The following is a 24,751-nucleotide window of genomic DNA, read 5'->3' on the forward strand; positions in this document are numbered from 1 at the left end:
TCCTGATTATTTCACGCGTTTAAATTCCTCAAAAGCAACCTCTATTTCCTCAATTTCGATGTCATTGCTACGGGCGTTGACATCGGCAATTTTGTAACTTGCAGGCCAAGCACCGGCTAATTCAAATCTAGCTACTTCTTCATTTGCCTGATTATAAATAGACAAAGCAACAAGTCTACGTTGCTGTGACCAATTACCCTGTTGGACTTTTTCAAACCACTTCCAAAAATCCATAGAGTTGGTAGTACCTCTACGCAGAATGAGATTACCACTCTTAAAGGATAACAATTGACAATGTTCCACCGTGCCTTTTCAGAGCCTTGTTGGTCGTAAGCAACCACCGAACCAGTCTGACGCTGACAATACCCGCGATCGCAACTCGCCTGGTTAATACTAGACTGTCACTATCGCAAGACGATTGATTTCGCAAATTGAAAATTCGCTCCCAAACCAAAGGTACTGGAGTAGGTTGTGGCTCGAAGGGTATTGTAACTGTCAAATATAAGGCTGAACGCAATGGCACATTGAGAGCGCTCCATAAAGAGCCAATCTCAATTGGCGGCTCTAAAGCAACTGTCAGGTTCAAATTCCCATAGCCCCGCAATTCAGGAACCAAAAACTCCTCTTCCAAGGTGCGATGGCGCAACAGCACAGTCAACGCCTCACTAATAAAGTGATGCTCACCTAAAGCTGTTCTATCCCAGGCTGTTAATAGCAGCGAAACATCAAACCAAGCGGGTGCCCAATTTACAGTAGCAGGTCGTTGGCCCAGCCTCTCGTAGAGAAGGGAGTCGAAGTATTGGGCATTGGCAGAGGGTAAATACTTACTGCAACTTCTCCCCCACTCCCCATCTCCCCCAGAATAATGATTGAGGGGCTGGAAAATATTAGTTTCTCAAGAATCCGAAAAGCAGCAACTTCAGTTTGTGGATTAGTCTGGAGCGGTTCTTAATTGATGCATTACATTTTTTTATTGTCGGGTGGGCATCTTGCCTTCCCTAGTTAGAGCGAAACGCCCATCCTAGAAGATTTATCGAAGTGTTACAAATGAGAGCTACTATGTACCAATCTATGCTTATAAAAATAAGATTCGCTGTGAATATAAACTTAATAATTCTTTGTTTGTATGAATTATCTAACAAGATAACTTAACAAAAAAATAAACATTACTGAAATGGCATAATTTTATACTGGTTAGCAGAATAGTAAAAACATTTGGTTGCAAAAAGCGAGTGAAGCTATGACACTAGTACAGCACGGCGTAAATAAGCAGACCATTGAAAAGCCCTAAAGAGCTTATTTCATAATACTTTTGACTTTTGACTTTTGACTTTTGACTTCCGCCTTGCGGTACTAGGCTTTTCTGTACAAAAACTAGAAAATGGCTCTAATTATTTGAGTTCCTCAGACATCCAAAGCTTTTATCAGCTAGAGTCTGAGCAGTTAACGAGTCAATATCCAATTTTTTTCGCTCGGATTGTCTATCATGATTCATTGTTAAAAGCTCATCAAGAAGTTATAAATTATGGTCAAGACCAAGCTCCTTTTCCTCCAAAAACTTTAGCTTATTTGCGGTCAGAAGTATGGCTTACAGATTTTCCGCCTACTTTGACTTTACATGAATTTAGACTTAAGGACTTTTCATCCATTTCTTACATTTGCCCCATAGGCTATAGAAATCAAAAACCTGAATACATTCAAATCATTACTCATCAACCTCTCTCAGAGAGTTTGCAATTGTACGTAAAACGCTCTGCTATGCTTCTAAGTAAGTATGTAAATATTTCCTTGGACTATGGAAGACAAAAAACTGAAATTAAACTTTTGGAAGATATCCTGCATCGAGTCGGACATCAATTGCGTAACTCTCTAGGACTCATAGGATTGTATGCACACAATCTCTGCTTAGGGTTAGAGGATAGCCCTTGGCAAGAGCAAGCAACAATCATCGGTGAAAGCATACAAGATTTAGATACTAATTTAACCGAACTGATTGATTGCGGTCAAAGTGCAAAATTAAGGGTGAAATTTCAAGATTTAAGAAGTTTGTTAGTTGAAAGTATCACAAGTTTACAACCTCTAATTAATCAAAAACAACTTAAAATATCGATTCCAGATACATCGACAATATTGAAGATAGACAAATTACAAATAAAACAAGTTTTTGACAATATTCTTAGTAATGCTGTTCATTTCAGCCCGAATTTAGGAACTATTACCTGTAGCTGGCAAATTTTTCAAGATGAAGTTTTAATTAAAATCTCCGATCAAGGGCCAGGATTGTCTCAAGAAGATTCACAAAAAGTATTTACCCCATTTTATTCCCGGCGTAAAGGAGGCACAGGACTGGGTTTAACTATTGCTAAAAAAATCATTTTGGATCATCAAGGAAGTATCTGGGCACAAGTTTTATCAGAAAGTGGGGCACAATTTTCTGTGATTTTACCTCGACCAAGGAATGGATAAATAATTCGTAATTTAAAGATATGGCTAATGATAATAAAAAACTTTCAGTTTTGCTAGTAGATGACGAAGAACGCTTCCGTCAAGGGTTACGTACTCTCCTAAATTTTTATAGTATTAATTCTGCATTACCTGTAGAAGTTATGGGTGATGCAGATTCTGTTGAGCAGGTTTTGAAGTTTACAACCCAGAAGTGTCCAGATTTAATTTTGCTGGATATGCAATTTGAAAGGATGTGATGGAATTACAGTTCTGGCACGTCTTAAAGAAGCTGCTTTTACTGGCAAGGTTTTAGTATTGTCGGCTCATCAAGAAGATGACTAAATTTTTAGAGCAATGCAGGCGGGAGCCGCAGGTTATGTGTTTAAAAATCGTGTGGCAACCCAATTGTGTGAGGCTATTGACACTGTAACAAGATCGGAAGTTTATCTACCTTCAGAAGTTGCTAGTCGATTTTTTCGGTTTTTTCAGGCTTATTCAGATTCTTGTGTAAAAGCATGTCATGAGGTGCATTTAACCGAAAGAGAACAAGAAGTTTTATACTGGTTAACTCAAGGTGCTTCTAATGAAGAAATCGCTAAACATTTATATGTAACAGTTGCTACTGTTAAGGCGCATCTCACCAGTATTTTTGAAAAATTGAAGGTTACTAGTCGGACTCAAGCGATTGTGGCTGCCCTCAAGTTAGGATTAGTTCACGCTTGAGCGCGACGGAAGTAATCGGCGCAATTCACGAAATTTGTATATGCCTTCATTTGAATCTTTATATCAAGAATACCCCTGCTCGTACAATTCTCCCTTAAGTTGCGATCGCCCCTTCCAAACGGCGCAGCAAATCAAGGGTGCTAAGTTTTGCTTGGAATGTGGTTTTCCAGCAACTTTACCACAGGAGGCTGAGATTAAAGGAAGTCAGGGGACTTATCAAATAGCTAGTTTTGTCGGTATGCGGGGTTTAGGCCGCTTATACTCAGGTGTTCAACTTAAAGACAAACAACCTGTAATCATCAAAGAATACCTGCTCCCCAATCGTTCTTTTAATGAAAGTGAGACTCAAAAGCGGAAAGAGACTTTTAAACGGGTGGGTGGGGTAAGTTTAGCCGATAGTCGAATTCAAAACTTCCGTCTTGTGGAAACTAAAGAAGCGATCGCAGATCAAAAAGGAGAACGCTGTTATTTAATTACTAAAGGAATGCAAAAGTTACTAAACTTGATACAACAAAAACTCAAAACCTGATACGTAGTGAGATTTTAGAAGGGCGAAACACTGGTATTATCAGTTTTGGGATTATCAGTAAAACTTCGACTCAGTGTACTGGCTATCCGCTAGCGATCGCAGATGGCAAAAATTCAGCGATTCAACCTCTGTTTCAAAGACGCGATCGGCGCTCAATTAATCCCTCAGATGACTTGTGTCAGCATGATAATTATTATGTTGATGTCACAACTTTCCAAAGCTACGCTCTGGGATACCCTATTTTTGTAGTGTACCCTAAAGACAGCAACCGCCTGCCTGGTGGTTCTACATTTGCCCAGATGCTAACTACTCGTCAGGGTCAGTGTTTACTTAGTAAAGTAGGTCTTGTAGCTTTACAACCTATGCCTGATGATATAAAATCTTATGCCTGCAAATCGGTGCCCTAATCCCAGTTGCGAATATTTTAACCGCGCCCTGCCTAACAATGCTAAGGTTTGTCCCTGGTGTTCTACTCCTGTGGGTAATGTAATTGCCCCTACACCACAACCGCCTAGTCAACCACCGCCCAATCAACAACCGCCTGTTCAGTATCAGCGCCCAGCCACAGACCAACCTAACTACCAGGTTCCCCAACAAGCCCCCGTTGATTATTCAACAGTCTATCAGCCAAGAGTTTCCTATCAACCAACACCACCTGTTTATACCCCTCCCTCTCAAAGAGCGCCAGCTTTAAAGCTGACTCATAGCACTGGCAGAGAATTTCACCTCGTTGGGGAAGGAGGTTATATTGGTCGCCGCAGTCAGAGTCCAGGAATAGCGCCACCAGAAATTGACTTGACTGGTATTCCCAGTGAGGGAATAGTCTCTCGTCGTCATGCGCGAGTCGATTGGGACTGGTCGCAAAATTCTTACATGATTGTTGATATGAGTACAAATGGTATTTATTTAAACAACAATTCTCTCACTCCCGGTATGCAGTATCGCCTGCTTAACGGTGATTTACTGCGATTTGGTCAGGACAACCTAGTTAATTTCACTGTATATATTGTGTAGTAGAAAGCTGATTTTATAACTTTTAATTAACAAGATTTGGGGCTTAACAACAAGCTTAAGCCCTTTGTTAAAGGTAGACAAACTTCTGGGCTAAATAATTTAGTAAACCTGCTGTTGACGACTCATTTTTACCTTCTTAAATCTAAAATTCGGTCATTAGTCATTTTCGGTTATCACAAAGGACAAAGGACAATGGACAAATGACGGTGGACAGAGGACAAAGGAAAAATGAGCAATGTATTTCGGGAATTTCTGCAAAAAGTAGGCAGCGGAAACCACACAGCCGAGAATTTAACGCGTATTGAGGCAGCCACCGCTACTAAGATGATGCTGCTGGGTGAAGCGACACCAGCCCAAATTGGAGCCTTTTTGATTGCTCATCGAATCAAGCGTCCTACGGGAGAAGAGTTAGCCGGAATGTTGGATGCTTATGAGGAACTAGGACCAAAACTGCAACCCATAGCCTCTGGGCGACCAGCGATCGCTCTTGGCATCCCTTATGATGGTAGAACACGCACAGCACCAATTAGTCCGGTAACAGCTTTACTACTCGCCGCAGTCGGACAACCAGTGATAATGCATGGTGGCGATCGCCTACCAACTAAGTACGGTTTACCCCTGATAGATATTTGGCAGGGTTTAGGAGTCGATTGGACTACCTTACCACTAGCACAAACTCAACAAGTATTTGAGCAAACCGGAATCGGCTTTATTTATCTACCTCAGCATTTTCCCTTAACTACAAGTATTTGGGAGTACCGCGACCAACTTGGCAAACGTCCGCCGTTGGCGACAATGGAGCTAATTTGGTGTCCTTACGCTGGGGATGTTCACCTAATTGCTGGGTTTGTCCATCCGCCAACAGAAGAAATGTTTCAGATAGCTCTCGGACTGCGGGGAATAACAAAATTTACATTAGTTAAAGGATTGGAAGGGAGTTGCGACTTACCGCGCGATCGCACTGCAATCATCAGCTTATCTTCATCCGTAGCATCCCAAGAGGTAGAACGATTGCACCTCGTACCGCGTGATTACGGCTTTACTACCAAGAACGTACCTCTTGGAACTACTGAAGAACTGGTGGCGGATATTCAAGAGGTTTTGGCAGGTAAACCAGGTGAATTGATGCAAACAGCCTTGTGGAATGGCGGATTTTATCTATGGCGGAGTGGTATTTGTTCAGATATGGCAGAGGGTTTAGCTAAAGCAGAAGAATTATTAACCAATGGTGTAGTAGCAGCTAAACTCCAAGAACTGAGCCAGGTAGTAAATTCAGTGTTAGCAATACCCTTTAGGGTGTCAACGACTTCTCCAAAATAGATTTTTGTTCCAACCAATCCTGACCCACTTGGATACTGATATCCGAGGCAAGGTTGCCAGTGCTTTCCACCCGCACTTCTCCAAAGCCCAAAGTGCTGCGGATTGATTCGGCACTGTCACCATCTCCTTGTTGGGCGACAATATGAGTTACGTCTAAAGGTTCACCCCATGCTTTGGCCACATAGATATTGCGATATCCAGATTTTTCCAAAGCTCTAATTAACGGTTGGAGGTTAGAGCGATCGCCACCTGTACTATCTTGAATTGCTACACGCAAAGATCGTGGATCGGTCGCAGTTGCCAGCTGTTCCTGTTCTGAGTCCAAACCAAAGTGTTGAGCCATCAGTTTCGCAATACCATTTTTGTTGGGCAACCAATAGCTAGCATCAAACTCGCCTTTCTCGCTAAAGCGACCTGGCAGCATTAACATTTGCATATTAGAGCGATTTGTCCGCACCCCAAAGCCCATTAACGCCACTAACTCTTCAACCGTCAAGTTAGTATCAATGTGTTCTTTGACAACATCAAGAACTTTAGGTAATTGAGCAACAGTAGCCGGGTTGAGTGTTTGCTCCATCAAAGCGCGAATCACCATTTGCTGCCGCTGAATCCGACCAATATCACCGAGTTCGTCATGGCGAAAACGCAGTAATTGTAGCGCCTGATCGCCGTTGAGATGCTGCTTACCCGCCTTCAAATTGATGTACAAATGCTGAGAATCATCTTGGTATTTCATATCTTTAGGGACGTAGACAGTCACGCCACCCAAAGCATCAATCAGCTTGGCAACTCCCAAAACGTTAATTCGGATATAGCGATCGATTCCCGCTCCACCTAAGAGATTGCTGACAGTTCTGGCAGTCAAAGCTGGCCCACCATCAACATTGGCAGCATTAATTTTTTTCACTCCATAACCCTCTATTTCCGTGCGGGTATCTCTGGGAATGGAGAGCATATTTATTTTTTTCGTCTCTGGATCGAATTTGACCAAGAGCATTACATCAGAAAGACCATCAAAGGAGTTGACTTGGGGCAGGTATTTGAGATTTTTGGTATCTTCAGGAGGGTTTTGGATATCTGGCGGAAGTACGCTCATTCCCATCACCAAAAGATTCACTGGGCGAGTTAATTCTGAAAATCGCAGCACACCTCCAGAAATGCGATCGCTATCAAAGGCCGCCTCATCCTTGGGAGTTAGCTGGGCTTGTTGCAAAGGTGTACTGGTCAAAGACACCGCCAAAAGTGCCCCCGCAGTTGCTGACACCATTGCAATACCACTCATGCCTACCCAAAACCACAGCCAACGTCCTGATGTCGATTTCTGGGAAATTTTTTTACTAGACCTTGAGGCTTTTCCCGACTGGTTTTCTTCCGCCGAACTTCTTTGAATGGTCACAGACTTCCTCACACTTACTCACTAATGAAATTCAGTAATTTTGCAGACTAAAAACACCCAAACAAATCAACCTATAATAGCTAACTCTTAATTATCGGTGCTAACTTTTTTAATGTAGTGTCAACCACAACACTTATAGCAGCATTTATTCTTTTTTGGGACAACCTGGAGATGTTTTACTGAAGTATGGCAATAATAAACTGGATTTGACTAGATATATAAATAAATCAGCCATAAATTTTCCAAAAATCAGTAAAAACACCGACAAATTCTCACCCGAGAAAATTAAGATAAATACTTGCCAAGCACTCGTTCTGCTAAATTACTAAACCCTGGTAAACGACCAGATTTGCCCTGCATTAGGCGCAAAATCAACCAAACACTTACTAAAAAGTAACCTGATGTGAGAAAGCTATTGAGGATAAATAGACGTAGCGGAAAAAAATCTGAAGTTGCTGCTCCGGTAGATAATAATAGATAACTCAACAGCCAAGTAAGTGCCAAAGTGATAGACAGACGACTAATAGCAAGTCGTTCCCGACTACCCTGGCCCCGATAGAGCGTCCACAAGGATGGAAAAAAGCCGAGAATCGGAACTAAATGTAAAAGCAACTGTGTTTTGGGGATTGGGGATGGGGCATTATTATTCTCCCCCTGCTCCGCCTGCTCCCCTGCTCCCCTGCTCCCCTGCTCCCCTGCTCCCCACTCTCCACTCCCCATTCCCCACTCCCAATTCTCTTTTGGTTCAAAGTTCTCCATTGGGGTTAGTCTAACTCCTAAACTAGAAGGATGAATAAGACTCATATAGTTAGAGATAATAAGCTGTAAAGAAAAATTTCATTTAGTTCTATTCCAATCATCTCAAAATGCAGACACGCAAGCTACTCGACTGGTGGCAAAGATTCACACCAATAGCGCGAATCGGGGCGATCGCGTTATTCCTGCCGCTGCTAGTTCTCAATGGTTGGGCACTTTCGGTATTTTTCAATTATTTCCATTCTCTCATAGTCATTTTAGTTGGAGCCTCAGTGCTAGCATTTCTGCTCAACTACCCCGTGAGCTGGATGGAGCATCATGGTGCTAAGAGAGAGCAAGTTGCTATTTTAGTATTTCTCTTGGCTTTATCGATTTTATTGGCGTTGGGTGTGACACTTTTTCCCCTGGCTCTTACCCAAGCTCAACAACTGGTGGCGCGTTTGCCAGAGTTAATCGACTCTGGACGCTCTCAGTTAATGATATTAAATGGAAAAGCTGAGACTTTTGGCTTACCGATTAACCTCGATGCTTTGGTGGTGCAAATCAACGATCGCGTCAAAGGACAATTACAAGCGATCGCCGGACAAGTTTTAAATCTGGCTGTACTCACAGTTACTAGTCTGCTAGATATTCTCTTAACGATGGTTTTGACTTTTTATCTTTTACAGCACGGGGGTGAACTCTGGGAAAGTTTAGTCGAATGGCTACCTAATAAATTTCGCGATCCTTTCTCTAAAACAGTCCGCTTAAGCTTCCAAAATTTCTTCATCACCCAGTTGATTTTATCTACCTGTATGGCTTCAGCCCTTATTCCTACCTTTTTGTGGCTGAAAGTGCCATTTGGATTGCTATTCGGACTAACTATTGGTCTGATGGCTCTTGTCCCCTTTGGCGGTTCTGTAGGCATCGCCCTGACTACACTATTGGTAGCATTACAAGATTTTTCAATGGGTGTGAGAGTGTTGATCGCAGCGGTAATTGTACAGCAAATTCTCGAAAATTTAATTGCCCCCCGAATTTTAGGCAGTTTTACTGGTTTAAATCCAGTTTGGATTTTAATTTCAGTCTTAACAGGGGCAAGAATTGGCGGACTGTTGGGTGTAATTGTGGCAGTACCTACAGCTGTTGTGATTAAGACTGCTTTAAGTGCCTTGCGTCCTGGTAGCGGGACAAACGACAGCACCATTGGGGAGATAACTGCATCCGTTCCAGCAAATGAGTCATCGAAAGCTGACGCCAACAACACTTTGAGCATTTCTGAAGCGACATTGCCCTAATAGTTGTCTTTGCTCTCGATATACATAGGATTCACATGAGTACAATCACTACCAAAGACGGTACGCAGATATACTACAAGGACTGGGGAACAGGATCGACAGTTATTCTCTCGCACGGCTGGCCGCTTAATGCTGATAGCTGGGAAATCCAAGCGCTGTTCCTGGCATCGCAGGGCGATCGCGTCATCACCCACGATAGCTGTGGGCATGGCAGATCGAGTCAGCCCTGGAACACCAATACGCAGACAGGCTCAATGCCGACCTGCTGTCGTTCCTCAAGGGTTGACACCGAGCCACTGATTTAAAACATCAATGTTGAAGACCCAAACGGGTGCGTTCTCGTTTTTTCGCAACCCGTTTCGGACAACTCTTTCAAACTCAACAACTACAGCACTCATAATCATAAAAAAACTAGCAAGAAAAATTGCCGTTTTTACGGGTGCATCCAAAAGAATCGATGCCTCTATTGCCAAACATCTTGCAGTCGAAGGTGCAATCGCAGTACAGGCAAATGTTGCAAAAAAGGCAGAGATCGAACATCTTTTGGAATTATTTTTTACATAAATCTAAATTTAAGGTCATAAAAAATTTATTAATCAGCATATTTGGCAAGAATACACCTGGTTGGGCATTGATGATGTAGGTAGATGTAGAGCCGATTTCTTCGTTAAAGATGACTTTTTTTAGCACTGACATAATTCACGCCTTAAGAGTACAGCCTGAAATGGACTCTGCAAGAATTGCTATTTGCTGAGTAAATTGGGATATAGATGCAGAAAATTTTTCTGTGTAAACTTGACCAGCAAATGGTAATGAAAAACTATTATCAAGATTTTTTAATTCGTGATTGGGTGGAAAGCGATCGCACAAGAGCCGCTGAAGTCATCAGTTATGTATTATCAGAATACGGCCTGGGTTGGGAACCAAAGGGGGCTGACCAAGATGTGCTGCGCGTAGAAGAATGTTATTTAGCTACTGGGGGAGAGTTTTGGGTAATTGAACACCAAAGTCAGTTAGTAGGTACTGGAGCATACTACCCCATACACCGAGGCGAAAAAGCTGTAGAAATCCGCAAAATGTATCTTTTACCCAGCATCAGGGGTTTGGGATTAGGGAAATATTTGTTACAACAGCTAGAAGCAGCGATCGCAAAGCGTGATTTTCAACAAATTTGGATTGAAACCGCCAGCGTTTTGGTGGAAGCAGTCAAGCTGTATGAAAGCAATGGCTACACTCCAGCAACGGGAGTAGAAACAACAAGGTGCGATCGCGTGTATGTTAAGTCATTGGTCAAAGACTAATGACTAATGACTAATGACTAATGACAAAGGACGATTCTAAATGCACGCTTGGATTAAAAATCTCACAGGCTTACTCAATCTTTTTCTCCAATCCCATTGCCCTCTATGTCAACGCGCAACTTCCCAAGAATTCTGTCAGAACTGCACCAGACAACTGCAAAAATGTCAACGTAAAGACCCGATTTCTCTATGGCAAGAACCTATACCTGTGTTTGGCTGGGGGGAATATGGTGGCCCAGTGAAACGAGCGATCGCAGCGATGAAATACGAAAATCAACCCCAAATCGCTCGTCCTTTGGGTCAATGGTTAGGAGAAGCATGGTTGTTAAATTCACCAAGGCGAGATAGCCAGCCTGTAGTAGTTCCTATCCCACTCCACGCTAGCAAACAAAAACAACGTAAATACAATCAAGCAGCACTGATAGCACAAAGCTTCTGCGAAATTACTGGATTAAAATTGAAACTAAACGGTTTAGCAAGAGTGCGAGAAACTGAAGCGCAGTTTGGTTTGTCGGTATCTAAACGAGAAAAAAACTTGGACAAAGCTTTTGCTATTGGGCAAGAATTTCGCCATCGTCCTCCAAATGTCCCAGTGCTGTTAGTGGACGACATTTATACTACTGGTGCTACTGCCAGGTCTGCTGTGCAAACACTTCGTCAGTATGGAATTGTGGTCTTAGGATTAGTAGCTGTAGCCACTGCCGTCAAAGACGGATAAATTAAGAAGTAATGGGCAAGCTTTCACAGATAAGTGCATAAATTGGCCAAATTACCCTATTTTTGGAGAAAATTGCTTGAAATGTATGAATAAAGTTTTTGCGGCAGGTTTAAAACAACTCATCATCATTCCTGCCACATTGCTGGCAATAGGCATTAGTATCAGTGCAGCTTTTGCTCAAAATAAATTGTATAGTCCAATTCCTTTATCTAACAGTACTGAAATTGACGATCGCCTCTCAGACAAAGATATTCCTACAGGTCAAGGTGGGTTTGCCCGTGATTACACTGTGAAGTTGCAGAAGGGCGATAATTTAGCAGTTGACCTGTCATCGGAAAACTTTGACAGTATCATCACACTGCTGGCACCTGATGGTTCGACTCTGGCAGAAAATGATGATGGCCCTGATGGTAGTAGCAATTCCTTACTATTTACTCGCATCGTAGAGACAGGGAATTATGTGATTCGTGTCCGGTCTTTTGGGGAAACTGGGGTTGGGGCTTTTAAACTCAAAGTGACAAAGTTGCAACCGATTAAATGAAGTAGTCATTAGTCATTGGTCATTAGTCATTGGGCATGGGGCATGGGGCATTGGGCATGGAGAAGAGACAAAGGAGACAAGGAAGAAGGGGGAGACAAAGGAGAGAGTTTCAATAATTCCTCCTTGTCTCCCCTGCCCCTGCTCCCCTGCTTCTCCCTTCCCCACTCCCCATTCCCCATTTCTTAAAAAACGGTCAATACACAGAGAAATAAGGCTTCAGTCCACTCAACAACTGCGCCGTAAGTATCTCCAGTGTGTCCACCTAATTTGTGGTTGAACCATGCACCAGTTAAAGCGGCGATCGCACTTCCAACAACTATCATTGTCAGTGCGAGAAATAGCTGCTGTTTATCTATTAGCCAAAGTAAACCACTCAAACTAAACAACAACAACAATCCCGGTAACAAATCTTTGTAAGAACGAATGGCTTGTTTGTGAAATGCGCCTTTACCAGTTGCTTTCAGATAAGGATATCGGGCGATCGCTAATTGTTGTCCCCAACGTCCCCAGCCACAAGCAGCCATCAGCAATAACCCACGGTTTTCTGGCATATCCGCTAAAGCTGTTATTTTCAGTATCACCAAGGCGATCGCAGCCATTGCTCCAAAAGCACCTGTGGCACTATCTGCCATCACCTCCAATCGGCGATCTGGATCGCCTACTGCCAAACCATCGGCAGTATCCATTGCCCCATCTAAGTGTAATCCTCCAGTTATGGCAATCCAAACACTTACTACCAAAGCACTACGAGTTAGCACGGGCATACCAATATAATTCATTCCCGTATCCAATAACCCTAAAATTACCCCAATTATCAACCCGACAAGCGAAGCAAGACGTGCCACTCCCCGAAAATCCAATCCGTTTAAATACGGTAGTGGAATAATAGTGTAAAATATAATACTAGCTGCCAGCTTTAACAGCAGCTTTTTCCACCACTGTTGCTGTTTCGTCATCTGAATTACATTAATTTTTGGTAAATTGCTGGATAATTGTCTTTATTTCGGTACAACCAACATCAGTAGACTTTAAAACTTTAGATAAGATTTACTTCTATTAAACATTCTCGTTGAAAATTTTGTTATGCTGGTCTAAGTGGCGATTAAATAGTTGGAGTAATTCTTTATACATAAATAAGTATTTAGGAAATTAAAATTCCATCAGGGAGTAAAATTTGTGTTTTGTATTCGTCAATTAAAAACTTACTCCAAATTATTAGACGATTGCCCCATAAAATTGATATTTTTTTAAATGTAGGGAGTAAACAAGCTATTCAATTATGACAGTTTAGCTATGTTGTTGCTCTCCTTAGCTCAATCGCAATTTTCCTATGAGTCACCATCTACCCGACACCAGGATACCAGCTCCGTGCATTATTAACACGGGCATCATTGTGAATAAGCTCGACATCCGGCGATTGCTGGCAGATTTAGGTCGAGTCCACTACATCTACACCCAAGAAGATAAGATCCTGAGCGAGGGTGAAGGGGATGTGATGGAAGTTTTTGCCAATCCGCAAAGGTCTACCTTAGTGGCTAACCGCGCGCTATATCTGAATGTTTGTAGTTTTGATTACTTGGAACTAAAACAGTCGTCGCAACAAGAAACCTACTTCGATTTGATGCAAGAAGGAGTGTGTCTGCGGTTAATTCCCCGATCAACCCCTTTACAAGAGCGACGAGAGCGAAGCTTCAATGTCAGCGCCATAGAAGCGATGATGGAACAAGTACTCTCAGCTAGGTGGGATGCAGAAATTGACGATGACTGTTCTGATTCTTTCTAAATAACAATTATTTAGAGTATATACTCGTAAAGTTGGTAACTAGGTTAGTAATGAATGCTTAAGTGTTCACTAAAACTCAATTACCAATTATTGATGTTTGTCCATAATTTAGCCAAATAATATTAATTTGGCCCTAATACCATTTGGTTTTATGGCTGCTAGTACCGCAAGGCGGAAGTCAAAAGTCAAAAGTCAAAAATCAAAAGTTAAAAAGCTTTCATTTTGGGCTTTCTGGCTGTAATGAAATGGTAGGTTTATTTTTGCCGCGTTGTACTAGTATATGGATTTCTGAAACTCTTTACCGATTAGTGTTTCACAATCCAAAATCTAAAATCTAAAATTCCAAATGGCATGAGTGCGAATTTTTCTTTTCAATGTCTTGCTTGCTGTAGTCAGACAAAAGCTAGAGCAGGAGTGTTTTTCACCCCTCACGGTCTTGTAGAAACCCCCAGATTTATGCCAGTGGGAACGCTGGCAAATGTCAAAACTATCACCCCATCTCAGCTACGAGATACTGGGGCACAAATGATATTATCTAATACTTATCATCTTCACCTACAACCAGGGGAAGCGATCGTGGCTGGAGGTGGTGGATTGCATAAATTTATGGGTTGGAACGGCCCAATGCTCACAGATTCGGGTGGGTTTCAGGTCTTTAGCTTAAGCGAGATGCGAAAAATTACTGAAGAAGGCGTAACTTTTCGTTCGCCCCATGATGGACAAATTATTAACTTAACACCAGAGCGTTCCATTGAGATTCAAAATACTTTGGGGGCAGATGTGATTATGGCCTTTGATGAGTGTCCGCCTTACCCAGCGACTCGCCAAGAGGTAGAAACTGCAACTGAGCGCACTTACCGCTGGTTAGAACGCTGCATAACAGCTCATCAACGCAGCGATCAGGCGTTGTTTGGGATTGTGCAAGGGGGCGTGTATTTGGATTTGCGTTGCCGTGCGGCGGAAGCTTTGGCTAAGTTGGATTTGCCCGGATATGCCATTGGTGGCGTGAGTGTGGGAGAACCGCCAGAATTGATGGCTGAGATTGTCAAAGTGACAGCACCGCTTCTACCCCCCGATAAGCCGCGTTACTTGATGGGTGTGGGTACTTATCGGGAAATGGCGATCGCGATCGCATCTGGTGTAGATTTATTTGATTGTGTCATTCCCACTCGCTGGGCAAGACATGGTACAGCGATAGTCCAAGGCGGACGCTGGAATTTAAAAAATGCTAAGTTTCGTGAAGATTTTACGCCATTAGATGAAACTTGTCCGTGCTACAGTTGTCAAAATTTTAGCCGTGCTTATATATCTCATTTGGTGCGATCGCAGGAAATTTTGGCTTATACCTTGTTGAGCATTCACAACATTACTGAACTAATTCGCTTTACGCAAAAAATTAGAGAAGCAATATTGAGCGATCGCTTTGTTGCAGAATTTGGTCACTGGCTCAATTCATCTGAATCAGCACCAGATAAGGGTGAAATTATAAATGACTATTAAGCAATGATCGAGACTCAAACCATGTTAAGATACTTCTCAATTATGAAAGCTATGTTGGATAGGTGGATTTAAACAAACATGGAAGCAGCACTTTTATTAGCAAAATTGCCAGAAGCTTACCAAATCTTCGATCCTTTGGTAGACGTTCTCCCAGTTATCCCGGTATTCTTCTTGTTACTTGCTTTCGTTTGGCAAGCGGCTGTGGGATTTAGATAATTTAATCTATTGTTCAATTTATAGGACAGGTAGAGTACCTGTCCTATTTTTTTGTAGCGTCGTGTTTGAGCGAATTAATATTTATTAATATTTTGCAATGAATTATTATAATAAATAAGATGTTAATCAAGCTATGTCAATATGAAGCCTTGAAAGCCAAGCTTATAGTTAAGGAGGAATTTAGTTGTGGGTAATATCAAATTCGTTAAAGAAAATAAAGAAATAGTGGCAGCAGATGGTGCTAATCTCCGGCTCAAGGCGATACAAAATAGTATTGACATATATACATTGATTGGCAAGATGACCAATTGTGGTGGTAATGGTCAGTGTGGTACTTGTGTTGTGGAGATAGTCGAAGGACTAGAAAATCTTTCCCCCCGCACAGACGTAGAAAACCGGAAATTCAAGAAAAAGCCAGAAAATTACCGCCTTGCCTGTCAAACTTTAGTGAATGGCTCAGTCAGCGTAGTCACGAAGCCTTAAGTTCTAAAATCTGTCATGTATCCAGTCAGTAGTCAAAATACTTACCAAAATTGAGTTTCCTCTCTACGAAACGCTATGCGGATATATTGAATTTTGAATTTTGAATTTTGAATTGGTATAACTCTGTCATCGTTGATGCTATCCTAATGTTGTTGACTGGAAATTTAAGAGAGGCTTTCTTGCCATGCAAGTTAATGACCTGGGGTTCATAGCGAGCATTTTGTTCGTACTAGTCCCCGCTGTGTTTTTACTAATTCTTTACATCCAAACTGCTAGCCGCGAAGGTGGAAAAGATAATTAAGAGTTTGTGTATAAAAGAAATAACCCCTGCACCAATAGTGTGGGGGTTTTTATTTATCAACTATCAATTTAGTGCTGTTAGCATAGCCTGTGCTGGTTGCTAAATAGTAAAGACAAGACAAATCTTACTTCTTTACTATTTTATTACAACAATTATTATACTCAGCACTGTTTACTTTAAGCGATTGTCCGCGCCAATAATACTGGACACGTGGCATTGACTCGAACATAGTCAGACAAGGAAGATCCGATGAGCCGATCTATATCAACAAAACTCTTAGCGATCGATGGACGACGATCTGGAGAACCGAGCAATAATAAGTCTATATTCAACTCTTCTGCCAATCGACAAATTTCTTCACCAGGCTTGCCACTGCTGATATAAGAACGAGATTGGATGCCTAATTTTTCAGCTTCTGCAACCGCGGCTGCTAAAACTGGATTTTTGTCTGAATTAACCTGGGTTATTTCCGATTTTTTACCCCCAAAATCTGTACTAATATTTGCCAAAATTAACTCGCCACCTGGAATATCTCGGAGTAAAAATAATGCCATTTTTAAGCAATTTTTTGCTGAACCAGAATTGTCTATTGCCACCATAATGCGCTTAATTCTTTTAACGTAAATGTCATCTTTTACCAGCAACATGGGGCGAGAAGACAGTTGGAAAACATACTGACTGACTGAGTTCGATAAAATCGATTGCAGCCGTTTCAGTCCGCGTGAACCCATAATAATCAAGTCAGCGTCGATTTCATCAGCGACTTGGCAAACCACATCTTTAGGGTCGCCTTCACGCAAAATTGAAGAAACTTGGCTAGGATCTAAGTTCAAGGTTTGAATGGCATTCGCCAGAATTTTACCACCATTTTCCCATTTAGCTGTCATGGTAGTAGCAGTACTTTGTGCAGGAACAACATGCAAAATTGTAACTTTCGCAGATTGAATTGAAGGGATTTCTTTCAGGGTTTTGAGCATTTCCTCTGCGTGTCCCAATCCCGATACAGCCAGCAAAATTCTTCTGATCATCTTACGTAATTTTTGTGAAGTTTACTTTTGTTTTCGCTGTTGGTACTTGGCTCTGGTCAGATTTTCACCACCTTGCTTGACAACCTAGTTAGTAAGTCGGCACAAATAAACTTTGTTTTTTAGTATTTAACACTCAAACAAACGGCAAAGGATAAAAAACTAAACAAATGTTTAAGTTTGTTTGCACTTAGTTGCTTAAATTTTCAATTAGACTTCAACTATTAAGCATACTCTCAAGTTTGTCTGATGAACTTAATAAATTATGATGTTAGTTATTATTTTTAATCTATGTTTACTTTTGTTAATTAGAGTTTAGTTAAGTATTGCAAATAAATGCCCAAATAACTCTATAGTAAAATTGATTCAGTATAAGCTTTAACAGGCGATCGCTTCCGACTTGAATAGTCTACATTATTCCTGAATTTCCCATATTCTCTACTTTTTTAAGTGTTTTGCAGTTTTGGTAAATCAGATAGGATTGCTATATCCGAACATCTGTAAAATGCGGGATAACAACATCCAAATTCGGATATTTTAATAGTCGAAATCATATTTAAGACTATATTGAAACCCTCCAGATTATATTTGGAGGGTTTGTTTGATAACTTGTGAGATTTGCTTAATTTAGAAGTGCCCCTGGTTGTCCGTTTTGGACTACAAACGAAGCTAGGGTTTTGACAGAGGCATTCAAGTCAACGATGCTTGATACAACGCGATAGTCACTTTGCCACCGTTTTGAAGTCAGGTTGCAGCGGACGTATCCTCGGTAAGCACTGTCAAAGAACTTAGTATGGGGATTGTTGTTTAGGGAAGCTTGATCTGGAGCGATGAATGCCGTGGGAAAATCAGATGTAATTGAGGTTCCTACAAACTCAGTGCCTACAGTTGGTAAGTTTGGGGAAGCTGGCTTAGACTTGATTATTGAAGCTTTACAGAACTCAGAGGTTGATGTTCAAAAAGCAGCTTATTGGCTACTTCAGGAAAGTACAGAGCCATCAAAATTCAGAATTATACTGTATAAATTACGAATTATTTAAAACCTGCCATTTCCCTGAACAATGTGCTTAACGGTGGTCAAGGTTTCCAGGCTGATAAATCCCCGGCGATGACCTTTTTGATTAGACATACCGAGAAACACTGAATCTCCCCGCGAGGGGTTACGGGAAAAACGCGGGGAAGTGTTGATGTAGGTAGAGGCACTGGTAACTCCCAAGGCAAACTGCCGACTTTCCTGATAGGATTCAGTCACGATGGAGTCGGCATGACCACTGCTGTATTCATTAATCCAGGCGATCGCAGTCTCTAAGCTATCCACCAGTTTAAAAGCTACTGTCCTGGTTAAATAAGGGTTTCCCCATTCGCCTTCTTTTACCAGCTGCAACTGAGGAAAGGCTTGTACTAGTTCTGCATCCCCTTTAATTTCAAAACCTTTTTCCATCAAGCTGTTCCACAAAACGGCTAAAGATGATGGCAAGGCTTGACGATGAATTAGTACCTTTTCAATAGCGTTGACTTGATCGGGTTCACTTTGATGGCTATTAAGAATCATCCAACGCACCATTTCTAAGCTACTATTGGGCGACCAGTAGAGGTAACAGTTACCCATCGCTGACTTTAAAACTGGGCAAGTTGACTGTCGGACTACCTGCTGTACTAAGCTAGAACGTCCGTAGGGAATCACTAAATTCACGTACCCGTCTTGGGTGACGAGATCCCGAATCGAAGCACCATGTTCGGCTGTAATCAGTTCTACACAACCTGGTATGAGTCCAACTTCTGCGATCGCACTTTGCAGTACCTCAGCTATGATCGTGTTGGAATGGCTAGCTTCAGTACTGCCTTTGAGAATTATACAATTACCAGTTTTGATACAAAAACCCGCTGCGATCGCCCCTAAATCGGGAAACGCTTCATAAATAAATCCAATCACTCCCAAAGGCATTAACTGAGTGTAACTTTGGGAATCTTCCAGTTGATAATCAGCAGTTCTGACGCGTCGCAGCGGATCTGATAATTCCCCCAACCGTTGTAAAATGTCTACTGTCATCTCTAGCCTTGTGGGAGTCAGCTTCAGCCAATCCAATATCAGCTCAGGCACTGCCATTTCACGACTGGCTTCTAAATCCAAGGTATTGGCTTCTAGAATGTCATCAAATGAGCGCTCAATCGCCTTGGCCATTGCCAATACTGCACGACTGCGGTCTGCTCCCTTTGTGAGTCCCAACTTTAGGGAAGCTTGATAGGCTCGTTGGGCACTAGTAATCGGTTCGGGGTGGTCATCTAAAACTTCAACAGTCATTGAGTTAACGTCTGTAGGTAAGCCAGACCATTAGTGCTGGTAAGATAGCCAATAGCACCGCCACTATTGCCCAAGCAATAATGCTGGAACCATTTGCCAATCGCAGTGCTAATGGCAGCCATATAATCACTAGCACGAAAATAATGCCAAGTGCTATAGGCAGATAGCTTTCTCCCAAGCGGGGATGGACAACATGCCAACTATTTCCCATCCAACGCCAAGCCCGTTTGTAGGGATAGGTGGTAGAAAGCTGTTCTAGGACATGACCATTATCTTCTACCACAAAGATTTGCTGACAGCGATCGCAACCAAATGCTTCTGTCAGCGTAATCGGAATTAACTGACCCCGGCGACGACAGGGACAGGGGTATTCGGTATTGAAATCGATTTTTTCGGGTTTTTGAGATGGCACAAGCGTTCTAATAACTTGAGCGTGTTTTACATGAACTGCGAGAATATGATGCCTTAGAGGCTTTTGTGTTTATATACATAGAAAGGCGATACAAACATTGTCCTGATTAAATCTAGTAGATGCATCTAACTTTAAGTATACTAGTTGCCAAATTAGTACGGAGTTATCTATTTGTAGTCTTTCCCCGTACCTGGCGATCTTGTTTAAAAACTTCCTTCTTTTCATCTGTCGCTTTCAAGGTAATGTGGTTACGTTTTTGGGGATTTATTATGCTGACACATCTGGTACAATTTTAAGCATCGGTGGCGACTACTCCGAAAGCAAATCCTTTGGGAAGGCTACGCTCGTAAACAACACACATTAACAAACCCGCTAATTTCCCTTTGGGCCAATTTATATTACTATCGATTCTCAAGGTTAGAGCGGCATTAGATCCAATCTCCATTCCTTAAAGTTCACAAGCGTTTGCAAAGCGGGAATTGCTAAAACATCTATTGTAGTGTGTAACTCTTTGTCCAAATATCCAAATATAATTGTGGCTAATCTTGACTGAATCTGTCCACATTTGGAGCGTTTTACAAGAGTGCAGAGCTAATCTACGAATACTTCAACGCACCCTAAAAACACTAAACCTCTTGGAATTGTTAAATTCAAGAGGTTTTAGTTGGAAGCGGGTAACGCGATTCGAACGCGCGACATTCACCTTGGCAAGGTGACGCTCTACCACTGAGCTATACCCGCGATCATCACCCAAATATCAATATCTCAGATTTATTTGTCATTGTCAACCCCTTAATTTGGTCATTAGTCATTGGTCATTCGTCATTAGTGAATAACAAAGGACAAATGACTAATGACGGATTAGCCGAGTTCTTCTGACTCGACAGTTAAATTGCCGACGCTGGTACTTTGAAAAGAGGCTGGCAAAGACTGGCTATTACGAGAATATGGCTCTGCCAGGTTAGAACGCAGTTGCCGCATGAGGCTAGCCATTTCTAGGGCATTGAGAGCGTAATCCCAGCCATGATTACCTTTGATGCCTGCCCGTTCTAGGGCCTGCTGCATAGTATCTACTGTTAAAATGCCAAAAATTACTGGCACCCCAGTTTGAAAGCTAGCGGCGGCAATGCCTTTAGAAACCTCTGAGGATACGTAATCAAAATGAGGTGTTTGTCCTCGAATGACTGCGCCAAGACAAATTACAGCATCATAACGATGGGAAATTGCTAATTGGCGAGCTACTAAAGGTACCTCAAAACTTCCCGGAACCCAAACATAGTCCACCTGATTACCTTGGGGATTAGGGTCTACACCGTGGCGTTTTAAACAATCTTGACATCCCTCTAGCAGCTTTCCGGTAACGAGGTCATTGAATCGACCAATCACCACTGCAAACCGCAAAGGCTCCGTTTGGGTAAAAGTTCCCTCGAAAACTGCCATGACTGCCTCTTTATCAACTATACTTCTGGCCAATATACATTTCTTATTTAAATGTAGAGGAGCAGGAAAGCGCGGTCAAAATGAAGTTACTAGGAAAAAGAAAAAATCCCTTGTTTCCCTTAACCTTTGACCTTGGCTTTTCTGCCCCTCTAGTTCTTATATTATGTGCCTGCGCCAGAGCGAAGCCGTCGCCTACACGACAAAAAAGTTTAACAAACCAACTAAAAATACCAAACCAATCCAGACGCCAGAACCAACCCAGAGCAGTTTTTTAGATTCACCCCAATTTTGGGGAGTGGCGTAAGCAACCGGAACTCCAACAACGAGGACAAAAGACAACACTACTAGACCTATCAAGGCAAATTGGAATATTATGGTCATTTTTGCTTCTCCCAATACAGCGAAATACTAAGGTATAGAATATCCTAAAGGGCGACACTGACACTTTCTTATTATTTTTAAGCTAGCAGAAATTGCAACATTTTTGTCATTTGTCCTTTGTCTAAGTACCAATGACTAACGACTAATGACTCTTAACTATGGATTTAATTCTTTGCCACACAACAGCAGATTTTGACGCATTAGGAGCAGCAGTAGGGTTAACGCGCCTACTATCGGGAAGCAAGATTGTGCTAACTGGCGGCTCTCATCCTACTGTACGGGATTTTTTAGCTTTGCATCGGGATGAATATCCTCTGATTGAACGCCGTTCGGTAAATTCAGAAAAAATTCGCTCTCTGACTGTGGTTGATACACAACAGCGCGATCGCTTGGGTAAAGCTGCTGAGTGGTTAGATTTACCTAGTCTAAAAGAGATTATAGTTTATGACCATCACTTAGGACAAGAATCAGATATTCCGGCGACGCGATCGCATATTGACTCAGTAGGAGCCAGCACAACTTTAATCGTCGAGCAATTGCAACAACAGGAAATTTCCTTGACTCCTGCCGAAGCAACTGTAATGGCTTTGGGTATCCACGTTGACACTGGCTCTTTGACATATGACCAGTCCACACCACGGGATGCTTTAGCTTTGGCTTGGTTGATGCAACAAGGGGCTAGTTTATCAGTAATTTCTACCTACCGTGACCCCGGATTATCTCCGCAATTGCAGCTATTAACTGAGGCACTGGAAAGTTTAGAACATGTCTGTCTACATGGATATACGGTCGCTTGGGTAACTTTTAAAACTGAGGCTTTTGTGCCAGGGCTATCGAGTCTGGCATCGGAACTTGTGGAATTAACCGAAATTGATGCCCTACTATTGGCTAACGAGTATCCTTTAGGTAAAGGGGATTCACGGTTAACTGTAATTGGGCGATCGCAAATTCCCAAAACGAATTTGAACCTATTATTTCAACTATTGGGTGGCGGGGGTCATTCGCAAGCCGCATCGCTAAATCTAAGGGGAGTTGATTCGCAGGCAATATTAAAACAACTCCTTGACGGGATAAAAGCACAAATTCCCCATCCCCTCACTGCTAGGGATTTGATGTCTTCTCCTGTCCGCACGATTCTGCCTGAAACGACAATTGCCGAAGCCCAGCGTATTTTATTACGCTATGGACACTCTGGTTTATTCGTAGTCGATACTCAAGGGCAACTAGTAGGTATTATTTCGCGGCGGGATATTGATATCGCCTTACACCACGGATTTAGTCATGCACCAGTCAAGGGCTACATGACTAAGAATCTCAAAACGATTACACAAGATACGACATTGCCACAAATTGAGTCGGTGATGGTGACTTATGATATTGGACGCTTACCAGTATTGGAAAATCAGCAGTTAATCGGCATTGTCACCCGTACTGATGTCTTGCGGGAATTGCATCAAGAAAGGGATGAAGACCAAGACGGAGAGCAAAAATTCAAAATTCAAAATTACGCTAACGCTGCGCTAACAAAATCTAAAATTCCTCTCAGCACTGAATTGCAAAATCGCCTTACTCCGCAACTGTGGCAATTACTCACTACAGCATCGCAAGAGGCAGAAAAACGGGGTTGGCATCTTTATTTAGTGGGTGGTGCGGTGCGGGATTTGCTATTAACAGAAGCAGTAGCGGGCACTTTGATGATTAAAGATATCGATCTTGTGGTTGATGGCTTTCATAAATCAGCAGATGTCGGTGCTGGTGTGGAATTAGCAAAAGCACTCCAACAACTTTACCCTATGGCTCGCTTAGAAATCCACGGGGCTTTTCAAACTGCGGCTTTGTTGTGGCACAAAGACCCAGAATTAGATTCTTTATGGGTAGATATTGCCACTGCTAGAACAGAATTCTATCCTTATCCAGCCGCAAATCCAGAAGTTGAGGCGAGTTCCATTCGTCAAGATTTGTATCGCCGAGATTTTACCATCAACGCCCTCGCCTTGCGCCTGACTTCCCCTCGTACTGGTGAATTACTCGATTTTTTTGGTGGATTACTAGATTTACAAGCTAAACAAATTCGGGTTTTACACGCCAATAGCTTTATCGAAGACCCCACCCGCATTTTTCGTGGCGTGCGCTTTGCCGTGCGCTTTGGATTTCAGATAGAACCGCAAACTGAAGAGTTTATCCGTTATGCAATCAACAGTGGTGTTTACGATCGCACTGCTCAAGACAATAGCAAAACTCCAGCCCTGCAAACTCGACTGAAAACAGAATTAAAACACATCCTACAAGCCCCCTACTGGAAATCAGCTTTACAGTTACTCGATAACTTAGAGGCTTTGCAATGTATCCATCCTACCCTGAAGCTAGACGCAGAACTTTTGCGACAATTACGTTTGCTAGAACGCTGTTTGCGGCGATTTGACCCGCAACCAACCCTCATTCATTGGGAAATGCGTTTAGAAGCGTTAATCGCCCATCTCGCACCACAATATCGGGCGAAAGTAGCAAAGAATTTACAACTGCAAGAAGATGGCATTAAACACTTGCAAAACTTGGCTTCTGCTCAAACTGAAGTAATGGAATCTTTGCCTAAGTCTCAAAGTCCTAGTAAAGTAATGCAGTTGTTGCGACAGTATGATTTACCAATGCTGATTTTAATTGCTGTGCAAAGTTCGCGATCGCTTAGACATCAGATTTGGGAATATTTAACTGTTTGGGCTAATGTGCAGCCACTACTGAATGGCTATGATTTAAAGAAACTGGGTTACAAACCAGGGCCTCAATATCGACAAATATTAGATGATATGCTTGCTGCTACCTTAGATGGAGTAATTAAAGATAAGACTGAAGCTGAGGAGTTTTTAGCGCAACACTATCCTAAATGAAAT

General features: G+C 42.1%; 31 protein-coding genes, 1 tRNA gene and 1 pseudogene. 19 read left to right on the plus strand and 14 right to left on the minus strand.

Annotated elements, in window-relative coordinates:
- Positions 1 to 6 precede the first annotated feature (6 nt).
- Together NLP_RS21915 and NLP_RS21925 are read right to left on the minus strand one after the other, a co-directional pair.
- The gene (locus NLP_RS21915; protein ID WP_234017020.1) at positions 7 to 234 is read right to left on the minus strand and encodes a phage tail protein; all 228 of its coding nucleotides are present in this window, start codon (positions 232 to 234) and stop codon (positions 7 to 9) included.
- A gap of 40 nt (positions 235 to 274) precedes the next feature.
- Entirely contained in the window at positions 275 to 886 is a 612-nt protein-coding gene (locus NLP_RS21925) for a Pvc16 family protein (protein WP_325034770.1), read from the minus strand.
- Between the two features lie 440 nt (positions 887 to 1,326).
- Between NLP_RS21925 and NLP_RS21930 the strand changes: the two genes are divergently transcribed.
- The 6 genes from NLP_RS21930 to NLP_RS21950 all read left to right on the plus strand — a co-directional run bounded on the left by NLP_RS21930 (position 1,327) and on the right by NLP_RS21950 (position 6,031).
- Positions 1,327 to 2,466, plus strand: coding sequence for a sensor histidine kinase (locus NLP_RS21930; RefSeq protein WP_104908217.1), 1,140 nt, complete (start codon positions 1,327 to 1,329; stop codon positions 2,464 to 2,466).
- Positions 2,467 to 2,486: 20 nt separating this feature from the next.
- On the plus strand, positions 2,487 to 2,702 hold the full coding sequence (locus tag NLP_RS35110) for a response regulator (protein ID WP_234017021.1): 216 nt from the start codon (positions 2,487 to 2,489) through the stop codon (positions 2,700 to 2,702).
- A gap of 121 nt (positions 2,703 to 2,823) precedes the next feature.
- On the plus strand, positions 2,824 to 3,168 hold the full coding sequence (locus tag NLP_RS35115) for a response regulator transcription factor (protein ID WP_234017022.1): 345 nt from the start codon (positions 2,824 to 2,826) through the stop codon (positions 3,166 to 3,168).
- 40 nt (positions 3,169 to 3,208) lie between these two features.
- On the plus strand, positions 3,209 to 3,697 hold the full coding sequence (locus NLP_RS21940) for a hypothetical protein (protein WP_104908218.1): 489 nt from the start codon (positions 3,209 to 3,211) through the stop codon (positions 3,695 to 3,697).
- A 384-nt stretch (positions 3,698 to 4,081) separates the two neighbouring features.
- Positions 4,082 to 4,711: an FHA domain-containing protein gene (locus NLP_RS21945; RefSeq protein WP_104908219.1), complete on the plus strand. Its 630-nt coding sequence runs from the start codon at positions 4,082 to 4,084 to the stop codon at positions 4,709 to 4,711.
- A gap of 228 nt (positions 4,712 to 4,939) precedes the next feature.
- Positions 4,940 to 6,031, plus strand: a complete 1,092-nt coding sequence (locus tag NLP_RS21950; protein WP_104908220.1) for an anthranilate phosphoribosyltransferase family protein — start codon at positions 4,940 to 4,942, stop codon at positions 6,029 to 6,031.
- Here the strand turns inward: NLP_RS21950 and NLP_RS21955 are convergent.
- A complete protein-coding gene (locus NLP_RS21955; protein WP_104908221.1) occupies positions 6,003 to 7,427 on the minus strand; it encodes an LCP family protein in 1,425 nt (474 codons plus the stop codon). The two genes, NLP_RS21950 and NLP_RS21955, sit on opposite strands and share 29 nt — an antisense overlap.
- A gap of 285 nt (positions 7,428 to 7,712) precedes the next feature.
- A complete protein-coding gene (locus tag NLP_RS21960) occupies positions 7,713 to 8,186 on the minus strand; it encodes a hypothetical protein (RefSeq protein WP_234017023.1) in 474 nt (157 codons plus the stop codon).
- Positions 8,187 to 8,293: 107 nt separating this feature from the next.
- Between NLP_RS21960 and NLP_RS21970 the strand changes: the two genes are divergently transcribed.
- From NLP_RS21970 to NLP_RS35120, 3 genes are read left to right on the plus strand one after another with little or no spacing between them, the layout of a single operon-like run.
- Positions 8,294 to 9,460, plus strand: coding sequence for an AI-2E family transporter (locus NLP_RS21970; protein WP_104908222.1), 1,167 nt, complete (start codon positions 8,294 to 8,296; stop codon positions 9,458 to 9,460).
- A gap of 35 nt (positions 9,461 to 9,495) precedes the next feature.
- Entirely contained in the window at positions 9,496 to 9,765 is a 270-nt protein-coding gene (locus NLP_RS21975) for an alpha/beta fold hydrolase (RefSeq protein WP_234017024.1), read from the plus strand.
- Positions 9,766 to 9,772: 7 nt separating this feature from the next.
- On the plus strand, positions 9,773 to 10,024 hold the full coding sequence (locus NLP_RS35120; protein ID WP_234017025.1) for a hypothetical protein: 252 nt from the start codon (positions 9,773 to 9,775) through the stop codon (positions 10,022 to 10,024).
- Here NLP_RS35120 and NLP_RS33420 read toward each other — a convergent pair.
- On the minus strand, positions 10,010 to 10,156 hold the full coding sequence (locus NLP_RS33420; RefSeq protein WP_158680490.1) for a hypothetical protein: 147 nt from the start codon (positions 10,154 to 10,156) through the stop codon (positions 10,010 to 10,012). The genes NLP_RS35120 and NLP_RS33420 overlap by 15 nt on opposite strands.
- 116 nt (positions 10,157 to 10,272) lie before the next feature.
- On the opposite strand from NLP_RS33420, the gene NLP_RS21985 reads away from it, so the two are divergent.
- The 3 genes from NLP_RS21985 (at position 10,273) to NLP_RS21995 (ending at position 12,020) form a co-directional block, all read left to right on the plus strand.
- Positions 10,273 to 10,761, plus strand: coding sequence for a GNAT family N-acetyltransferase (locus NLP_RS21985; RefSeq protein ID WP_104909976.1), 489 nt, complete (start codon positions 10,273 to 10,275; stop codon positions 10,759 to 10,761).
- Between the two features lie 40 nt (positions 10,762 to 10,801).
- A complete protein-coding gene (locus tag NLP_RS21990) occupies positions 10,802 to 11,479 on the plus strand; it encodes a ComF family protein (protein ID WP_104908223.1) in 678 nt (225 codons plus the stop codon).
- 85 nt (positions 11,480 to 11,564) lie between these two features.
- Positions 11,565 to 12,020, plus strand: coding sequence for a PPC domain-containing protein (locus tag NLP_RS21995; protein WP_104908224.1), 456 nt, complete (start codon positions 11,565 to 11,567; stop codon positions 12,018 to 12,020).
- Positions 12,021 to 12,202: 182 nt separating this feature from the next.
- On the opposite strand, the gene cobS is transcribed toward NLP_RS21995, so the two are convergent.
- Complete coding sequence (gene cobS / locus NLP_RS22000; RefSeq protein ID WP_104908225.1) at positions 12,203 to 12,976, minus strand: adenosylcobinamide-GDP ribazoletransferase; 774 nt, start codon at positions 12,974 to 12,976, stop codon at positions 12,203 to 12,205.
- A 374-nt stretch (positions 12,977 to 13,350) separates the two neighbouring features.
- Between cobS and NLP_RS22005 the strand changes: the two genes are divergently transcribed.
- From NLP_RS22005 to psbM, 5 genes are all read left to right on the plus strand, one after another.
- On the plus strand, positions 13,351 to 13,803 hold the full coding sequence (locus NLP_RS22005) for a hypothetical protein (RefSeq protein ID WP_104908226.1): 453 nt from the start codon (positions 13,351 to 13,353) through the stop codon (positions 13,801 to 13,803).
- Between the two features lie 351 nt (positions 13,804 to 14,154).
- On the plus strand, positions 14,155 to 15,303 hold the full coding sequence (tgt, locus tag NLP_RS22010; RefSeq protein WP_104908227.1) for a tRNA guanosine(34) transglycosylase Tgt: 1,149 nt from the start codon (positions 14,155 to 14,157) through the stop codon (positions 15,301 to 15,303).
- A 78-nt stretch (positions 15,304 to 15,381) separates the two neighbouring features.
- Positions 15,382 to 15,519, plus strand: a complete 138-nt coding sequence (locus tag NLP_RS22015; RefSeq protein WP_006195022.1) for a photosystem II reaction center protein K — start codon at positions 15,382 to 15,384, stop codon at positions 15,517 to 15,519.
- A gap of 186 nt (positions 15,520 to 15,705) precedes the next feature.
- Positions 15,706 to 16,002, plus strand: a complete 297-nt coding sequence (locus tag NLP_RS22020; RefSeq protein ID WP_104908228.1) for a 2Fe-2S iron-sulfur cluster-binding protein — start codon at positions 15,706 to 15,708, stop codon at positions 16,000 to 16,002.
- A 184-nt stretch (positions 16,003 to 16,186) separates the two neighbouring features.
- Positions 16,187 to 16,303 carry a photosystem II reaction center protein PsbM gene (psbM, locus tag NLP_RS22025; RefSeq protein WP_104908229.1) on the plus strand — a complete coding sequence of 39 codons (117 nt, stop codon included), beginning with the start codon at positions 16,187 to 16,189 and terminating at the stop codon, positions 16,301 to 16,303.
- Between the two features lie 176 nt (positions 16,304 to 16,479).
- Here psbM and NLP_RS22030 read toward each other — a convergent pair whose 3' ends face one another.
- Both NLP_RS22030 and NLP_RS22035 read right to left on the minus strand, forming a co-directional pair.
- Positions 16,480 to 17,331, minus strand: a complete 852-nt coding sequence (locus tag NLP_RS22030) for a universal stress protein (RefSeq protein ID WP_104908230.1) — start codon at positions 17,329 to 17,331, stop codon at positions 16,480 to 16,482.
- Between the two features lie 619 nt (positions 17,332 to 17,950).
- Positions 17,951 to 18,232, minus strand: a pseudogene (locus NLP_RS22035) (alkaline phosphatase D family protein); the annotation flags it as partial.
- On the opposite strand from NLP_RS22035, the gene NLP_RS22040 reads away from it, so the two are divergent.
- Positions 18,159 to 18,368, plus strand: a complete 210-nt coding sequence (locus NLP_RS22040) for a hypothetical protein (protein WP_104908231.1) — start codon at positions 18,159 to 18,161, stop codon at positions 18,366 to 18,368. The pseudogene NLP_RS22035 and the gene NLP_RS22040 sit on opposite strands and share 74 nt — an antisense overlap.
- Here the strand turns inward: NLP_RS22040 and NLP_RS22045 are convergent.
- The 6 genes from NLP_RS22045 to psbZ form a co-directional block, all read right to left on the minus strand.
- Complete coding sequence (locus NLP_RS22045) at positions 18,365 to 19,630, minus strand: glutamate-5-semialdehyde dehydrogenase (protein WP_104908232.1); 1,266 nt, start codon at positions 19,628 to 19,630, stop codon at positions 18,365 to 18,367. The two genes, NLP_RS22040 and NLP_RS22045, sit on opposite strands and share 4 nt — an antisense overlap.
- A 4-nt stretch (positions 19,631 to 19,634) precedes the next feature.
- Positions 19,635 to 20,042, minus strand: a complete 408-nt coding sequence (locus tag NLP_RS22050) for a hypothetical protein (protein ID WP_104908233.1) — start codon at positions 20,040 to 20,042, stop codon at positions 19,635 to 19,637.
- A gap of 292 nt (positions 20,043 to 20,334) precedes the next feature.
- Positions 20,335 to 20,487, minus strand: coding sequence for a hypothetical protein (locus NLP_RS33425; RefSeq protein WP_158680491.1), 153 nt, complete (start codon positions 20,485 to 20,487; stop codon positions 20,335 to 20,337).
- A 224-nt stretch (positions 20,488 to 20,711) separates the two neighbouring features.
- Positions 20,712 to 20,783, minus strand: a tRNA-Gly gene (locus NLP_RS22055).
- A 120-nt stretch (positions 20,784 to 20,903) separates the two neighbouring features.
- Positions 20,904 to 21,482, minus strand: a complete 579-nt coding sequence (gene ribH, locus NLP_RS22060) for a 6,7-dimethyl-8-ribityllumazine synthase (protein ID WP_104908234.1) — start codon at positions 21,480 to 21,482, stop codon at positions 20,904 to 20,906.
- 192 nt (positions 21,483 to 21,674) lie between these two features.
- On the minus strand, positions 21,675 to 21,863 hold the full coding sequence (gene psbZ / locus NLP_RS22065) for a photosystem II reaction center protein PsbZ (RefSeq protein WP_104908235.1): 189 nt from the start codon (positions 21,861 to 21,863) through the stop codon (positions 21,675 to 21,677).
- 158 nt (positions 21,864 to 22,021) lie between these two features.
- Between psbZ and NLP_RS22070 the strand changes: the two genes are divergently transcribed.
- Positions 22,022 to 24,748 (plus strand): CBS domain-containing protein, encoded by a 2,727-nt coding sequence (locus NLP_RS22070; RefSeq protein ID WP_104908236.1) that lies wholly within the window; start codon positions 22,022 to 22,024, stop codon positions 24,746 to 24,748.
- Positions 24,749 to 24,751 lie beyond the last annotated feature (3 nt).

The organism is Nostoc sp. 'Lobaria pulmonaria (5183) cyanobiont' (assembly GCF_002949795.1).
Taxonomy (GTDB): Bacteria; Cyanobacteriota; Cyanobacteriia; order Cyanobacteriales; family Nostocaceae; genus Nostoc.

Bases quoted from the DNA above. Each gene is read 5' to 3' on its own strand.
- NLP_RS21915 (WP_234017020.1), bottom strand. From the start codon at position 234: ATGGATTTTTGGAAGTGGTTTGAAAAAGTCCAACAGGGTAATTGGTCA.
- NLP_RS22005 (WP_104908226.1), top strand. From the start codon at position 13,351: ATGAGTCACCATCTACCCGACACCAGGATACCAGCTCCGTGCATTATT.
- NLP_RS33425 (WP_158680491.1), bottom strand. From the start codon at position 20,487: ATGGAGATTGGATCTAATGCCGCTCTAACCTTGAGAATCGATAGTAAT.
- cobS (WP_104908225.1), bottom strand. From the start codon at position 12,976: ATGACGAAACAGCAACAGTGGTGGAAAAAGCTGCTGTTAAAGCTGGCA.
- psbM (WP_104908229.1), top strand. From the start codon at position 16,187: ATGCAAGTTAATGACCTGGGGTTCATAGCGAGCATTTTGTTCGTACTA.
- NLP_RS21970 (WP_104908222.1), top strand. From the start codon at position 8,294: ATGCAGACACGCAAGCTACTCGACTGGTGGCAAAGATTCACACCAATA.
- NLP_RS22015 (WP_006195022.1), top strand. From the start codon at position 15,382: ATGGAAGCAGCACTTTTATTAGCAAAATTGCCAGAAGCTTACCAAATC.
- NLP_RS21950 (WP_104908220.1), top strand. From the start codon at position 4,940: ATGAGCAATGTATTTCGGGAATTTCTGCAAAAAGTAGGCAGCGGAAAC.
- NLP_RS21975 (WP_234017024.1), top strand. From the start codon at position 9,496: ATGAGTACAATCACTACCAAAGACGGTACGCAGATATACTACAAGGAC.
- NLP_RS21940 (WP_104908218.1), top strand. From the start codon at position 3,209: ATGCCTTCATTTGAATCTTTATATCAAGAATACCCCTGCTCGTACAAT.
- NLP_RS21985 (WP_104909976.1), top strand. From the start codon at position 10,273: ATGAAAAACTATTATCAAGATTTTTTAATTCGTGATTGGGTGGAAAGC.
- NLP_RS21960 (WP_234017023.1), bottom strand. From the start codon at position 8,186: ATGGAGAACTTTGAACCAAAAGAGAATTGGGAGTGGGGAATGGGGAGT.
- NLP_RS22045 (WP_104908232.1), bottom strand. From the start codon at position 19,630: ATGACTGTTGAAGTTTTAGATGACCACCCCGAACCGATTACTAGTGCC.
- NLP_RS35110 (WP_234017021.1), top strand. From the start codon at position 2,487: ATGGCTAATGATAATAAAAAACTTTCAGTTTTGCTAGTAGATGACGAA.
- NLP_RS22070 (WP_104908236.1), top strand. From the start codon at position 22,022: ATGGATTTAATTCTTTGCCACACAACAGCAGATTTTGACGCATTAGGA.
- NLP_RS22030 (WP_104908230.1), bottom strand. From the start codon at position 17,331: ATGATCAGAAGAATTTTGCTGGCTGTATCGGGATTGGGACACGCAGAG.
- NLP_RS21990 (WP_104908223.1), top strand. From the start codon at position 10,802: ATGCACGCTTGGATTAAAAATCTCACAGGCTTACTCAATCTTTTTCTC.
- NLP_RS33420 (WP_158680490.1), bottom strand. From the start codon at position 10,156: ATGTCAGTGCTAAAAAAAGTCATCTTTAACGAAGAAATCGGCTCTACA.
- NLP_RS21995 (WP_104908224.1), top strand. From the start codon at position 11,565: ATGAATAAAGTTTTTGCGGCAGGTTTAAAACAACTCATCATCATTCCT.
- tgt (WP_104908227.1), top strand. From the start codon at position 14,155: ATGAGTGCGAATTTTTCTTTTCAATGTCTTGCTTGCTGTAGTCAGACA.
- NLP_RS22040 (WP_104908231.1), top strand. From the start codon at position 18,159: ATGAATGCCGTGGGAAAATCAGATGTAATTGAGGTTCCTACAAACTCA.
- NLP_RS35120 (WP_234017025.1), top strand. From the start codon at position 9,773: ATGTTGAAGACCCAAACGGGTGCGTTCTCGTTTTTTCGCAACCCGTTT.
- NLP_RS21945 (WP_104908219.1), top strand. From the start codon at position 4,082: ATGCCTGCAAATCGGTGCCCTAATCCCAGTTGCGAATATTTTAACCGC.
- psbZ (WP_104908235.1), bottom strand. From the start codon at position 21,863: ATGACCATAATATTCCAATTTGCCTTGATAGGTCTAGTAGTGTTGTCT.
- ribH (WP_104908234.1), bottom strand. From the start codon at position 21,482: ATGGCAGTTTTCGAGGGAACTTTTACCCAAACGGAGCCTTTGCGGTTT.